Below are 12,971 nucleotides of genomic sequence, written 5' to 3'. Positions count from 1 at the left end.
CGAGCGCGGCATTTCTTGTATCTCCCTCGCCGGCCCTGTTGACGGTGCCGGCTCGAGAACGAACTCGAGGTCTCCGAGTGTCCGGAAAAAAAGAAGATGCGGCAAAGCAGAAGAAACTGAAGAGCGAGGGGCTGGACGGGGCATCACCGCCGGCAGGTGCTGCGGGCCAGACTGCGTCCTTCGACCCGCACCAAATCATTGGAGTTGGGCCCGACGGCAAGCCGCTACCAGCCGACAGCGCATCGTTCGGCGCCGCGAATCCCTTCGACCCGACCGGTGAATTGGGCATCACCAATGTTCCCGCCGGTGAATCCGAATCAAACTCCGGCAGTGCTGAACAGCAAGGTCTTGTCGATCTCATGCTGGTGCAGGGTCCCCAAGTCGAGCAGCAGAACCAGCCAGCTCCGATAGGCGGCACAGAGGACCTCATGGGGCTACTGGCGGAGGATCCGTCGGATCGAAGCCAACCGCTGACTCTGCCCAGCGGGACGACGGTACAGAGCGAATCGGTATGGCTACCGAATGGTTTGACCGGAACACGTACCACGATCGTGATGCCCGGCGAGAGTACCCCGCTCGTCACGACGCCGAGTGGGGGATATGCCCCCCAACATATGGGCGAGTTCTTCGCCACAGATCCCCTTTACACCGCCGAGCAGAGGGACCGAGACCTCGCTGTCGTTTACGGCCGCGTTATGGGGCCGCAGACCCTTGAAGGCATTGCGGCAGTCGAGCGCGCAAAAGTTGAGGCGGCAGCGCGACTCAACGCTCACTGGAACCAGTCGGCCTTGCCCACGACCATCGACGGCACGACCGTGCTGCCCTCGGCCAACTACAGCCCCGTTGAACTGGTTCGCGATCTCAGCCTCGCCAACACCACAGGCCCCCTTGACGAGCTCAGCGAAAATCTGCGAGATCAGGCGGAAGATCGGCTAGGACTTCACGCGTACACCCCGCGCAACCAGCTCAACGACCAGGTATATGCCCAACTGCAGTACCTCGGAGTCGATCACCCCGACCGGAGAGCTGAAGTCGACCGCTTGATCGCCAGCGGCGTGCCCGCAGACCAGGCACAGCAAGTGTTGTGGCACAACTCGGTAGCTGCCCGCCAACGACTCGCGATGACCGGTACGCCGCTTCTTCCACTGGATGAGGCCAAAGAGCGTCAGAACACGTTGAGCTCATGGGCACACGATCCGCGCGTGACCTATATTCCAGACAACAGCCCTTACGATCCGCCTCACGATTTTACGGAAACTGATTTCCGAAATTTCATCGGAGAGCTGACCGGTCTGAAGGATTTGACCGAGGGCATCGAAAGCGGCGACTACGGGCAGGCAGCGTTCGGCGGCGCGGTGACCTTGCTAACTTTTGTGCCCGGACTAGGTGTCGTCATTGGAGGCGGAGTCGGAAAGCTGGGCCGCAGCGCATGGGGCCGTCTAGGCAGATGGGCGGATCCGGAGGGCGGTGCCGGGGCAGCAGGATTGGGTCGCGAAGGCTTAGGCGCCGGTCCAGCAACGACAGGCCTCGGCGGACCGTATCGCGGCGGAAGAGCGCCGAATGAGTCGGGAAATCTAGATGCTCCTTGGAACCAAACCCCGCCTACTGCCGGTCTTTCTCCCGATGGAAAGCCACCGGGAATGCCTTCGTACCGACCACAAGGCGGTAACCATGGGAACGCCGACAATCTGAGTGGATTCAATCCGCCCACCTCCCCGTGGAAGCAACCGCGACCCAATTATGACCGACCGTGGGACTTGGGCTACAACCCATATGGCACGGGCCTCGGAGGTGACCGACGAGCCGGCTGGTATTCCCGGTACGGGCGAAGTAACGAGCCGGATATGCACTTGGGGGCAGGCGAGGCGAGACCGCCTCTGACTACCGAATCGCGTCCGTATAAAGGCCTCCCGCAAGACGCGGAACCGGGTGTGGTACCGGACGGAATAGTGGAGGTGCAGATCCGAGGTCATGTCCAGTGGTACGACGTCAATGCAAATCGGTATGTCACCATGCCGGAGTGGGCCAAGACTGTGCCACCAGGCTATGTAAAGGCTCAGTCCACTCCCGTGGGAGAATTCACGCTTACGCCCGCAGCTCAAGCGGATATCGCAAGGGTCCAGGCTGCAAGAGATTCGCAGGATATGGTCGTAGTCGCTCTTCGGAGTGAACGTGACGAAATCGCCAGTAAAATGAATGTCAATCCTCGACTGTTAACCAACAAATATTTGGATGAGATCGACAGCGAACTGCTGGAGGTGTACGGACATAAGAGGGTGCAGAGCCTCCGGGACGCCATGTCCGATGTGAATGCGGCGGAGTGGAAATCCAACAAGCTGACCGAGACGATGGGAAATATCGCAGCACGCGATTACATTCATCGAATGGGTGGAGAAGTCATCACCGGCCTGGATGACGCGGCTACAGGATCGGGCACCCTGGACGTAGTCGGCATCGTTGGCGGTAAGCTTGTGGTTGTGGAGGCCAAGGGAGGCGGTGCAACTCTCGGTACGCGGATGGTAGACGGGGGTCCTGATGAGCTAGTTCGTGTTCAGCAGGGAACTCCGCAGTACTTGAAGTGGATGCTGGACAATGACCCGAAATTGGCGCAGGCTCTGAAAGATCGTGGGCTGCTCGACGCCGTTCGCAATGGCGAGATGGATGTGGTTTACGATCTCGTTCGATACGATCCGAAAGCTGGCCGACCGGAGGTCTCGAGATTCAATATCGAGGACGAGCTGTTCGTTCCACCGGATGCCATCAAGAAAATTTTGACAACAGGTGAGGCGGCTCCTACTCTTCCGAGGCTCGACCATACTGGTGTAGCGGACGTATCCGCTTTGGTAGAGGATGGAAGTGTTTCCTGGATAGACTCTCTTACGCAGTCTCTGCAGTCGGCATTCAAGCATCAGGCTTCTCTTGCTGTTCCGGCTAAGTCTTCAGTTGCTATATCGAATCGGAACATGAAGAATGCGGTGCCGGTGATCGATAAGTCTCTGCAGGTGACGATTTTCCCAGACATGCGTCGGGCGAGGGATTCTATAGATGAAATAAATCAATTCCTGACCTACAGTTCTATCGCTAGATGAGGAATCGTGAGTAATGACTTCTCGGAAAAGGTTGAAGGCGTGCCCTTGAATTCTCGTAAAATTGACAATATAGTCCGCGTCGCTTCGCGGTTTGGGTGGACGTGGCAGTGCGGAGATCTGGCTCGAATTTGTGATGATCTGGGTTGGAGAATTGCAGAAAACTATGGTTCGCTTACGATCCTCGCAACCGATCTGGAACTGGCCCGGCCCGAGGCGAACGCTCGCAGCGATGATGGCACGATCAGATTCATCGATGTTTTCGTGATGGATCGGCTCGAGGCGGCGGACGCGGCGGCAACGCGCCGTGTCTATGACTACTTCGCAGATCTTAGTGAAGCGATCGGCCTGGCTCTGGGGTCGCCCACGCGACGGCGAGCGGGGGCTGGTGGGGAGGTTCGGTGGGACTTGGCGAAGGTCGTTATTCGTCTGCGCCTTGTCGGTAACAGTATTCACATGCGCCTTGCGAATCCAGCGCACCAGGCGTGGCTTGACGAACCGGATGATGGGAAAATCTGATGAAGTCTGATATCACAGACTGGCCGTCGTATTCCGCCGCGCTCACGATAACCTTCGCGCGTATGCCAAGCGATGGGTGTCTCATCGTCAAGGCGAGCGGAAATCGATTTGCACAGTTCCTGATGACGACGGACGGGTTGTGGACTGAGATTGTGGACGGTTCCGCACTGACCGACGGCTACCGCCTCTCGACGGAGGGGGAGGCTTGGCTGCTGGCCGACGGATGGACTCCTGCAGTGGAAGGCGGTTCGCCGAACTGGCACCGCGAACTCGGCTGGCCCGTTCGGTATCGCGAGTATGAACAGCTTGCCGATCTGGTCGTCGGCGCCTTGCACGGAGCGCTAGGCATCGGCAGCCCGAGCGAAATGTCGGTCGAGTCCTGGGTGAACTTCTCTGAAGAGGGATTCGACGACAGCGCTTTGCGTTGATGTCGGAAGAATCGAATGTGATCAGTGAGCCTTTTTCGGAGGAATTGTCAAAACCTGTGGTTCGGTCTGTTTCAGGCGACCTCCGTTTCGGTGGTGGCGGTCGGGTCGGGTGAGGATGCGGGGGTGAGCTCGCGGGGGCGTTCGATGGTCGCTGAGTTATCGGATGTAATGCGGGCCAGGGGATACGCGCCGACCAGTCCGCTGGTTGTCGACATTTCCGACGACGCCGTGTGGTTCGCAAGCGAGGTAGGAGAGGGTGTCGGTTTCACGCGGTCTGTAATTCGAATCGACATCGGTTGGCTGCCCGACGGTTCAGCGATAGTGAATGGTGAGGTCGCGCTCATGTCCGACGAGGTCGCTGAGGTGCTTCGAGCGGTACCGCAGACGGCTGAATTGCGTGGGGCGGGTGCGGATTACAAGTTCCATAGAATAGTAGATGGACAGCCGTTCATCGATTTCCCAGATGCTGAAGCGAGGGATCGGGCGCCGCGGGTGACTCGTGCGGAAGATGTCGCTATTGCCGCCGACTGGCTTATGCGCAAGACTGCGGGTCCCGCAGTAGACTGGTTGGCCGACCGTGATTCCATCACGAAATTGGTAGAGGTCGCGCGGACGCCGCTTTCCGGAGGCGTGTCTGTGCGGGTCGATCCGATGCGGTTTCGCGCTATCGTGGTGTTGTGCATCCTCAACGGGAGCTTCAAGGAGGCGGCCGCTCTGATGGCGGAACACCTGCGCCGCGATTACAGCCAGGTGAGTATGGAGTCTCGGGAGCGTGCGGCTGCTTTTGATGTCTACTTGCATCAATCGTTTCCTGCCTACGCTGCTCACGAGCGAATTCATTGAGTGGACTGGCATCTTGCCGCGAACACGTTCCATAGCTGTGACTCGATTGACCGTGCAGATAGCTATAATGTGATCGACACATAGGCCGATCGGCGTGCAAGGAAAGGTGACTCGATCCGTTTTTATGGTTGCGTCTTGGTGTAAGTATCGAATTGTCAAAAGGGATCTCGCGAAAATGGGTCAGGGACAAGACCAAAACTTAATTCGGCTGATTGTCGATGCGCTGTCTTCAGGCATTTCGGACGTCGGATTTGCCGTCGAAGAAATGGTTGATGGTCGAGATGGAATATGGTTCTATCGCGAGATGGATGCGTTTCCCTCGGCGAAGCAACGTATCTCGGCGCATATCGCCTCGCGTCGTGACGGGGGAGTAGCGATCCGCGGCCATGCCTATCTGGCTTCGGCGGCGATCGGCCAGGTCGCGGTTGGACTTCCTATAGACGCGCAGTTGGACGACGACCACGCGTTCATCGACTGCGTCGACCTCGTTGGATTCGGCACTTTGGCGCGACCGCGAGATTACTCGCTCGTCTTTCCGGTGCCCGATGAGTCCGGGTTCGATAGCGGTGTTGGGAAGTTCATGCAGTATGTCATAGGGCCGGTATCGACTTGGTTTTCTGAACGCGATTCGATCGACAGACTCATCGAGTTGGCCAGGACACCGACATCGGGTGTGACGCCGGAAAACATCCGTCCTGATCGACTCAGGGGAACGGTCATCATGTGTCTGGTGGAAGGGCGCCCGGACGACGCTGCCGCACTCATGCACTGGTACCTCGGCCGCGAACACTTCAATGTGGCGGATTCGCTCGAGCGGGCGCGAGCTTTCAACGCCGCTCTTGCAGAAAATTTTCCCCACTACGCGCCGATCTGAAGCCGGTAGAGTCAGTATTGCTGCCTGCCGTTGCCCGTCATGATCGGTCTCGTCGGGAATACGCTCACGGCCTGACATATGCTACTTCTATCCGCTGAGTGGGTCTGCGCTATGTCGCCAACTCGTGGGCGACCGCATGACAAGTTGGAGAGATGCAACATCTACGCATGCATACCGGCATCGGTGGTGCGATCCGAACCGCCTGTCTTGCAGCCGAGTTCGACTGGACCTGGCGCGTCGACGATATTCCACGCCTCTGTGATGCTGCGGGGTGGGAAGTGGTTGACTGATCACGGACAAGCGAAGGCCGCGATCGGCTTGGCGGATCAGGCGGCGACCAGGCCGGACATCACTCAGATCGGCGGACTGTTCTCCAATGCGTTCAACATGTACATAGGCATGGAGCGCTCCGCGCGGACACTGGTCACCTACCAGGAGCAGGTTCCGGGACTACTGCAGACCGCCGACTACGCGCGTGCCACATTCGCCGCGTTTCCCGGCTTCAAAGAACCAGAGGACATCGACCGAAGGGTAGATATCCGGCTGGGCAGGCAGGCGATCCTGACCCGCAAGCTGAGTCCCCTGAAAGCCGAAGTGCTACTTCATGAGTCGGCATTGCATCGCGTAGTCGGCGGCCCGAGCGTGATGGCGGTACAGCTCCGTCATCTGGCGGACTTCGGCACGCGACCCAACATCACGCTCCGGGTGCACCCCTACAGCGCCGGGATGACCTGGGGTTTCCTGCACGGCCACTTCGCGATCCTCGAATTCGCACCAGCGGACAAGGAGCCTCCGGTCGTGTACGTCGAAGGACGCCTGGCGAGCGACCTGTATGTCGAACGACCCGAAGAGGTGCGGCGATACCATGAGGTGGCCGCAGATATCCGGCGTACAGCGCTGGACGAGACAACGACGCGCGACCTGCTGCGGCGGGCAGCAAGGGAGTTCGAAAATGCACGCTGACCTATCCGGAGCGCACTGGTTCAAGTCCAGCTACAGCGATAGTGGTTCACAGTGCGTCGAAGTCGCTTACCTGGACGGTGGCATGGTCGGTGTGCGCGACTCGAAGAACCCCGCTGCGGGGGCATTGGTTTTCACGCCAGGCGAGTGGGACGCGTTCCTCGACGGCGCGCGTGGCGGTGAATTCGACCGTCCCTGAAATGCTCGGCTCGGGATTGCTTGGCTTCAGGCTCGGCGTGGTCGAGCGGGGACGGCGTGTTCGGGGGTTGTGACGTTCAGCCATGCCGGAGCATGGGGGCTTGCTCACAACGGAGTTCGCATGAGCAGCACGTTGTACTGACTGTGCACCGTGAGCAGGAAATACAGATCGTCTCCGGTCTGATACGGGAAGATCATCGGCGCGTAGGCGGTGGGTAGATCGCGGGTGTCCACCAGCACCCGAGGCGCGCTCCACGGACCTTCGGGCGCCGGGGCTGTGTGTAGGACAACCGAATTCGCCGGGTCGGTGGTCAGCATGACGTACTGGCCGAGGTGGTCGTTCCACTGCACCGACAGTTCACCGACATTGCCGACGATCGGCGCGGACGCCTTGGGATCGTTCAGCTTCCACCCGCCGCCGTCCCAGTACTCGTAGGCATCGATGTTCGCGATGTCGGCTTCGCGGACGCGGGAGAGGAAGCCCGGGTTGTCGCGGCCGGCCGGTGTGCCGTAGCGGTAGACGAAGCCGTCGTTCTTCACGAACGCGTTCTGCTGGAAGCGTTCGTGCCCGTCGACATTGGCGCGGCGGGTGGTGGGCAGTTGCACCCAGGTGCGGCCGCCGTCGCCGGAGGAGGCCAGGGTGGAGAAGTTGGTCTCCCACTTGCCGTTATCGCCCCAGTGGCGCACCGACATCATGCTCATGTACTGCACACCGCCCACCGAGATACCGGCGGTGGGGATGAAACTTATCTCGATGCCGGGGATCTTCGGGCTCGGCAGCGGGTTGGGGACCACGCTGTCGAAGTAGATCCCCTCCGAGGGGTCCCTGGTGGTGCTGCAGAACAACACGTTGGACGTCCACGCCCACATGCTGCCCGCCAGCAGATTCGGAAAGCCCAGCCCCGCGCTGTCGCCGAACGCGGTGATCATCCCGCCGCGGCCGTCGTCCCACATGATGCCGAGGTCGGTGCCGAGGACATTGACGGCGTGGGTTTTGTTGGGACTGTCCATCCCGGTCATCTGGAATACGGCCTCGGTGGGGCCGGGCAGCTGCGGCAGGCCGCGCCATCCGTTGAGCACCGGGATCGGGTTGACGTTGTTGGGGTCGGCCACCGCGGGCGCACCCAGCGCGACACAACAGGCGGCGGTGAGCACACCGATCTTGGCGAATGCGGACAGCGATCGTTTCATCCGGACGGTCCCTTCTGGTGGCGCGCGGTCTGCGGGAGTCATTGTGCCCGCATCGGGACCGGATATGGGGTAACCGCCGGGCGGTTGTCCCCAGTCGGTCATGGCTGCCCAGCTCCAAGAGTCGGGATCCGGTTCCGGACAGCTGCGATGGAGAGTCGCCGCTCCGCCGAGTGAGCACATCCGCAGGCATCGACACGGCTCGGACTGCCGGTCGCCACGGTGGCGGTCGGCGTCCGTGGTCAGGTGTCAGTCGGTGAAGATCTCCGCGGCGGTTTCGGCGGTCAGTGCACGGTCGAACCAGCGGGTGAGGGTGTCGGCGTCGGTGCAGCCGCGGATGCGGTCGCGGTCGTTGTCGGTGAGGGCGATGCGGCGGTGTTGGAGGATGCGCACGATGTCCTCCGCGCGTCCTTCCTGACGTCCTTCGTCGCGGATGCGCTGCGAGGTCTGCGAGCGGAAGAAGGAGAGATCCACGGACATCATCTGCCTCCAGGTGTCGGCGGCCGGGCTGGTGCCGAGGCCGAGTTCGGTGAGTTCGGCGACGATGGCGGCGTCTTCGTCGTCGATGCCCCGCAGGGCGGCGGCCAGCGATTTCAGTATCGCACCGATGCTGGGGTGGTGGGCATGGGTGATTGCCGAGAGTGCGGCGAGCGGGACGTCGGTGATCGCTTCGGCGGTGTCGGTGATGACGGGGACATTGTCGGGGCCGAGCACCAGCGGCCGCGCGACGAGGCTCGGCCATTGCCGGGGGCCGATGACGAAAGGTCCGCCTGCCCATCGTTCGGTGGTCTCGTCCTGGCACACGACGAAATCATTGATAGCATTGATTGCATGGCAGGAATCACCATCCGCGACCTGGATCCCGACGTCAAGGAACGCCTCCGTCGCCGAGCTGCGGCGCATGGCCGGAGCATGGAGGCCGAGGCGCGATCGATCCTGTCCGAAGCTGTCAAACCGAAACGGCTACTGCGCGAGCTGTATGAACGCAGTCGTCCGTACGCAGCGGATCTCGACCTTCCGGAGCAGCCCGAGGCCGGAGCCGCGCCGCTGTGATCATCGCCGATACCAATGTGGTGTCGGAGCTGTTCAGACCGACTCCGGAGCCGCGAGTAATCGCGTGGTTGGAGAATTCGTCCGACGTCGCGATCACGACGGTGACGGTTGGCGAAATCTGGGCGGGGATCGAGAACCTCCCGGATGGGCGACGAAAGACCGGTCTACGGGGGCTCGCGGAGGATCTGTTCGACGAATTCGGTTCCGAAGTCGAGTCTTTCGACTTCGAGGCAGCACGTTTCTACGGTCGGATCGTCTCGACACGCCGCCGCCTGGGCTGTCCGATCGGATATGCAGACGCGCAGATAGCCGCCATCTGTGCAGCCAACGGATGCCCTGTCGCCACCCGAAATGTCAAGGATTTCGCAGACATCGGCATCGACGTGATCAACCCCTGGGAATTGTGATGTCTGAATCGTTGAATATCGATCCGTCACTCGTTCGCATGCACGCGGGCAATGTCGAGAAGCTGGCCGAGCCGCTCGGGCAGGCATCGCGGGCCGCGCAGGCGGTTTCCGCGCCGACCGACGCTTTCGGCAAGATCTGCGCCTTCCTCCCGCCGCTTTTCGTGGACTCGGTGGAAACCGACGGGATCGCCGCGATCCAGGCGGCCGTCGACGCGGTCGGTGAGGACGGCGCCAAGCTCCGCGGTATCGTCGACGGCTTCACCACGGTCGACGACTCGAACGCGAGCAGGGTGAAGGCCGCCGAGGACGGTTTGTCCGTCTGAGATCCACCGGTTCGGACGTGTCGGGGCACAGCGAAGCCGGTCGGTTTCCGGCGTGAACTACGCTGCGAATGCCCTGCCGAACCCGGCCGGGTACCGCGGCGTCACGGTGAAGCCGGTGTGAATCCGGCACTGTCCCGCAACTGTGAGCTCGGCGTTTCGCCGGGTGAGTCAGGTCGGCCGCCGTCGCGGGAGGCGTACTTGTCCTCGGATGAAGGACGGTATGGACGGAGGATGGTCGTGCCACTCACTTCTCGCCGGCGGCTTATCGCTTCCCGACGGCCGGGCGCTGCCGGGCGGGCGGGTGCCGGACAACTCGACATGTACCGACGACTCGGCATGGCCGGACGGTCCGGCGGCATACGACGGTTGGGCACGACTTGGCGACTCGTCGCCGCAGGCACACTGATCCTGCTGAGCGCGGCGTGCGGCGCTTCCGACCCCGCGTCCTCGACCGGCGAGAACAACGCGGACGGGCCATCGCGGGCCATCGTCTCGCTGAGCCCCACCGCCACCGAGATGCTGTACGCGATCGGCGCGGGGGAGCAGGTGGTCGCGGTCGACGACCGCTCCGATCACCCGGCCGACGCCCCTGTCACCGACCTGTCCGGCTACACCCCGAACGTCGAGGCCGTCCTCGGCTACGACCCCGACCTCGTCGTCGCCAACGCCGACATCGGCGACCTGGTCGCCGGGCTCGAACGGGCGGGCGTCGAGACGCTGATCCTGCCCGCCGCGCGCACCCTCGACGACACCTACGCCCAGATCGAACAGCTCGGCTCCGCCACTGGGCAGGTCGGCGACGCGGCCGAACTCGTCGCCGAAATGCGCACCGAGATCGACCGCATCGTCGCCGGACTGCCCGACCGCGACGCCCCGCTGCGCTACTACCACGAGCTGGACAACACCTACTACACCGTCACCGACGACACCTATCTCGGCGCGATCTACGCCATGCTCGGCCTGCGATCCATCGCCTCCGGCGGCAACGGCTACCCGCAGCTGTCGGCGGAGTACCTGCTCGAGCAGAATCCCGATGTGATCTTCCTGGCCGACGGACAATGCTGCGGCGTCACCCCGGAGGTCGTCGCGCAGCGGGCGGGCTGGGGTGAGCTGACCGCCGTCCGCGACGGCCGCGTGTACGTCCTCGACGAGGACATCGCGAGTCGCTGGGGGCCGCGCGTTGTCGATCTGGTGCGTGAGATCGCCGCCGTCATCGCGGGCGCCCCGGCCGTCCGCCCCACCTCTTGATCGCGACCCGGCGTCGCGCCCTGGTGGTGACCGGCGCGGTGCTCGCGCTGCTGGCCGCCGTGCTCGTGAGCATCCTCGTGGGGCCGGCCGGTCTCACCCCGCGCGGCGTGCTGCTCGACATGGCCGATCGACTGCCGTTCGTGGATGTCGAGTCGGGTCTGTCGACGCGACAGCGGGCCATCCTGTGGGACATCCGGATGCCGCGCACCGTCCTCGGCGTGCTCGTCGGCGCGATGCTCGCCGTCGCCGGGGCCGCCTACCAGGGCGTCTTCCGCAACCCGCTCGCCGACCCGTACCTGCTGGGCGTCTCCAGCGGCGCGGGGCTCGGGGCGACGCTCGCCATCGTCCTCGGCGGCGCGGCCGGATTCGCCGGCGTCCCCGTCGCGGCCTTCGCGGGCGGCCTGCTCGCCGTCACCGCGACCTATGCCCTGGGCCGCACGGTCGGCGGCGTCCGGTCGGAGGTGGTGGTGATCCTGGCCGGAGTCGCGGTGGCCGCCTTCGCCAACGCCGTCCAGACCTTCTTCATGCAGCTGCGCGACGACACCCTGCGCCAGGTCTATTCCTGGATGCTCGGTCGGCTGAGCACCGACGGCTGGTCCGACGTGCTCGTAGTGCTGCCCTACGTCGTGGTGAGCGTCGCGATCATCGCACTGCATCGGCGCACCCTCGACGTGATGGCGGTCGGCGATGTGGAAGCCGCGAGCCTCGGCATCGATCCGGCGCGGGTGCGCCTGGTGCTGGTCGGCGTCGCCACGCTCGGCACCGCCGCCGTGGTCTCGGCGGGCGGCCTCATCGGCTTCGTCGGCATCGTGGTTCCACATGCCGTGCGACTGCTCGCCGGTCCCGGCCACCGGATGCTGTTGCCGTTGTCGCTGGTCGTGGGCGCGGCATTCCTGGTGTTCGCCGATGTGATCGCCCGGACCGTCATGGCTCCGGCCGAACTGCCGATCGGCGTGGTGACTGCGGCTGTCGGCGCGCCGTTCTTCCTGTTCGTACTGCGCCGTAGCCGGGGGGTGTCATGACCGACCCGCGTACCGAGGCGGTGACCTGTGCGCGGGTCAGCGCTGAACGCGGCGGAGTCGAGGTGCTACACGAGGTGAATCTGGTGGTCGCCGCGGGCACATGGGTTTCGCTGGTCGGTCCCAACGGCTCCGGCAAGACCACGCTGCTGCACGCACTCGCCGGACTCGTGCCCGCCACCGGTGCGATCCAGGTGGCGGGGGTGCGACCCGGCCGATCGTCGCGCCGCGCCACGGCCCGCGCGGTCGCGTTGATGCCGCAGCGTCCGGTGGTGCCCGAGGGCGTCACCGTGCGCGAACTCATCCACCTCGGCCGCACCCCGCACCTTCCCCGATTCGGCAGCGAGACTCTGCGCGACCGCGAGATCGTGGACCGGGTGATCGCGCGCCTCGACCTCGGGGAGTTCACCGCGCGCACGGCCACCGCACTGTCCGGCGGGGAACTGCAGCGCATCGTGCTGGCCCGCGCGCTCGCCCAGCAACCACGGGTCCTGCTGCTCGACGAACCCACCAGCGCGCTCGACATCGGCCACCAGCAGCAGGTGCTCGACCTCGTCGACGCGCTGCGCCGGGAAGAAGGACTGACCGTCATCGCCGCCATGCATGACCTCACCTCCGCCGCTCAATACGGCGAACGCCTGATCCTGCTGGACCGCGGCCGCATTGCCGCCGACGGCCCGCCTGCGGACGTGCTGACCGTGGCGCGTATCGCCGAGGTCTACGGCGCGCGCGTCGAAGTGCTCGACCGCCGCGACGGTCGCGCCGTATTGCCCGTGCGCGGCGAACCGCCCCTCGAACTCACCGCTGAAGTACCGCTCGGCCCGG

At 63.5% G+C, this 12,971-nt stretch carries 15 protein-coding genes, 1 pseudogene and 1 riboswitch; of the genes and pseudogenes, 14 read left to right on the top strand and 2 right to left on the bottom strand.

Annotated elements, in window-relative coordinates; genetic code table 11:
* Positions 1-77: 77 nt before the first annotated feature.
* The 8 genes from NS3_RS28785 (at position 78) to NS3_RS01320 (ending at position 6,909) form a co-directional block, all read left to right on the top strand.
* Positions 78-3,089: a hypothetical protein gene (locus tag NS3_RS28785; protein WP_157101098.1), complete on the top strand. Its 3,012-nt coding sequence runs from the start codon at positions 78-80 to the stop codon at positions 3,087-3,089.
* A gap of 6 nt (positions 3,090-3,095) precedes the next feature.
* Positions 3,096-3,605 (top strand): DUF6301 family protein, encoded by a 510-nt coding sequence (locus tag NS3_RS28780; RefSeq protein WP_157101097.1) that lies wholly within the window; start codon positions 3,096-3,098, stop codon positions 3,603-3,605.
* Positions 3,605-4,033: a TY-Chap domain-containing protein gene (locus NS3_RS01340; protein WP_157101096.1), complete on the top strand. Its 429-nt coding sequence runs from the start codon at positions 3,605-3,607 to the stop codon at positions 4,031-4,033. Before NS3_RS28780 ends, NS3_RS01340 begins: the two co-directional genes overlap by 1 nt.
* A 24-nt stretch (positions 4,034-4,057) precedes the next feature.
* On the top strand, positions 4,058-4,876 hold the full coding sequence (locus NS3_RS01335) for a hypothetical protein (protein ID WP_067852416.1): 819 nt from the start codon (positions 4,058-4,060) through the stop codon (positions 4,874-4,876).
* Positions 4,877-5,051: 175 nt separating this feature from the next.
* Entirely contained in the window at positions 5,052-5,750 is a 699-nt protein-coding gene (locus NS3_RS01330; protein WP_067852414.1) for a hypothetical protein, read from the top strand.
* Positions 5,751-5,902: 152 nt separating this feature from the next.
* Entirely contained in the window at positions 5,903-6,040 is a 138-nt protein-coding gene (locus tag NS3_RS30685) for a DUF6301 family protein (protein WP_507762075.1), read from the top strand.
* The gene (locus NS3_RS01325) at positions 6,033-6,713 is read left to right on the top strand and encodes a DUF5753 domain-containing protein (protein WP_157101095.1); all 681 of its coding nucleotides are present in this window, start codon (positions 6,033-6,035) and stop codon (positions 6,711-6,713) included. Before NS3_RS30685 ends, NS3_RS01325 begins: the two co-directional genes overlap by 8 nt.
* Positions 6,703-6,909, top strand: a complete 207-nt coding sequence (locus NS3_RS01320; RefSeq protein ID WP_067852410.1) for a DUF397 domain-containing protein — start codon at positions 6,703-6,705, stop codon at positions 6,907-6,909. Before NS3_RS01325 ends, NS3_RS01320 begins: the two co-directional genes overlap by 11 nt.
* Before the next feature lie 104 nt (positions 6,910-7,013).
* Here the strand turns inward: NS3_RS01320 and NS3_RS01315 are convergent, their stop codons facing one another.
* Together NS3_RS01315 and NS3_RS01310 are read right to left on the bottom strand one after the other, a co-directional pair.
* Positions 7,014-8,099 (bottom strand): glycoside hydrolase family 183 protein, encoded by a 1,086-nt coding sequence (locus NS3_RS01315; RefSeq protein WP_067852408.1) that lies wholly within the window; start codon positions 8,097-8,099, stop codon positions 7,014-7,016.
* 246 nt (positions 8,100-8,345) lie between these two features.
* On the bottom strand, positions 8,346-8,900 hold the full coding sequence (locus NS3_RS01310; protein WP_084494937.1) for a hypothetical protein: 555 nt from the start codon (positions 8,898-8,900) through the stop codon (positions 8,346-8,348).
* 27 nt (positions 8,901-8,927) lie between these two features.
* Between NS3_RS01310 and NS3_RS28190 the strand changes: the two genes are divergently transcribed.
* The 6 genes and pseudogenes from NS3_RS28190 to NS3_RS01285 form a co-directional block, all read left to right on the top strand.
* On the top strand, positions 8,928-9,149 hold the full coding sequence (locus NS3_RS28190) for a FitA-like ribbon-helix-helix domain-containing protein (protein WP_084494936.1): 222 nt from the start codon (positions 8,928-8,930) through the stop codon (positions 9,147-9,149).
* Entirely contained in the window at positions 9,146-9,556 is a 411-nt protein-coding gene (locus NS3_RS01305) for a type II toxin-antitoxin system VapC family toxin (RefSeq protein WP_067852404.1), read from the top strand. The genes NS3_RS28190 and NS3_RS01305 overlap by 4 nt, the downstream gene beginning before the upstream one ends.
* A complete protein-coding gene (locus NS3_RS01300; RefSeq protein ID WP_067852402.1) occupies positions 9,556-9,879 on the top strand; it encodes a type VII secretion target in 324 nt (107 codons plus the stop codon). Before NS3_RS01305 ends, NS3_RS01300 begins: the two co-directional genes overlap by 1 nt.
* A gap of 51 nt (positions 9,880-9,930) precedes the next feature.
* Positions 9,931-10,078: riboswitch (cobalamin riboswitch) on the top strand.
* A 137-nt stretch (positions 10,079-10,215) separates the two neighbouring features.
* Positions 10,216-11,127, top strand: a complete 912-nt coding sequence (locus NS3_RS01295) for an ABC transporter substrate-binding protein (RefSeq protein WP_067852775.1) — start codon at positions 10,216-10,218, stop codon at positions 11,125-11,127.
* Positions 11,124-12,149 (top strand): FecCD family ABC transporter permease, encoded by a 1,026-nt coding sequence (locus NS3_RS01290; protein WP_067852400.1) that lies wholly within the window; start codon positions 11,124-11,126, stop codon positions 12,147-12,149. Before NS3_RS01295 ends, NS3_RS01290 begins: the two co-directional genes overlap by 4 nt.
* Positions 12,146-12,931: pseudogene (locus tag NS3_RS01285) on the top strand (ABC transporter ATP-binding protein); the annotation flags it as partial. The gene NS3_RS01290 and the pseudogene NS3_RS01285, both read left to right, overlap by 4 nt.
* Positions 12,932-12,971: the final 40 nt, after the last annotated feature.

Source organism: Nocardia shimofusensis NBRC 100134 (assembly GCF_001613125.1).
GTDB classification, from domain to species: Bacteria; Actinomycetota; Actinomycetes; order Mycobacteriales; family Mycobacteriaceae; genus Nocardia; species Nocardia shimofusensis.
This window is presented reverse-complemented; position numbering and strand designations above follow the sequence as displayed.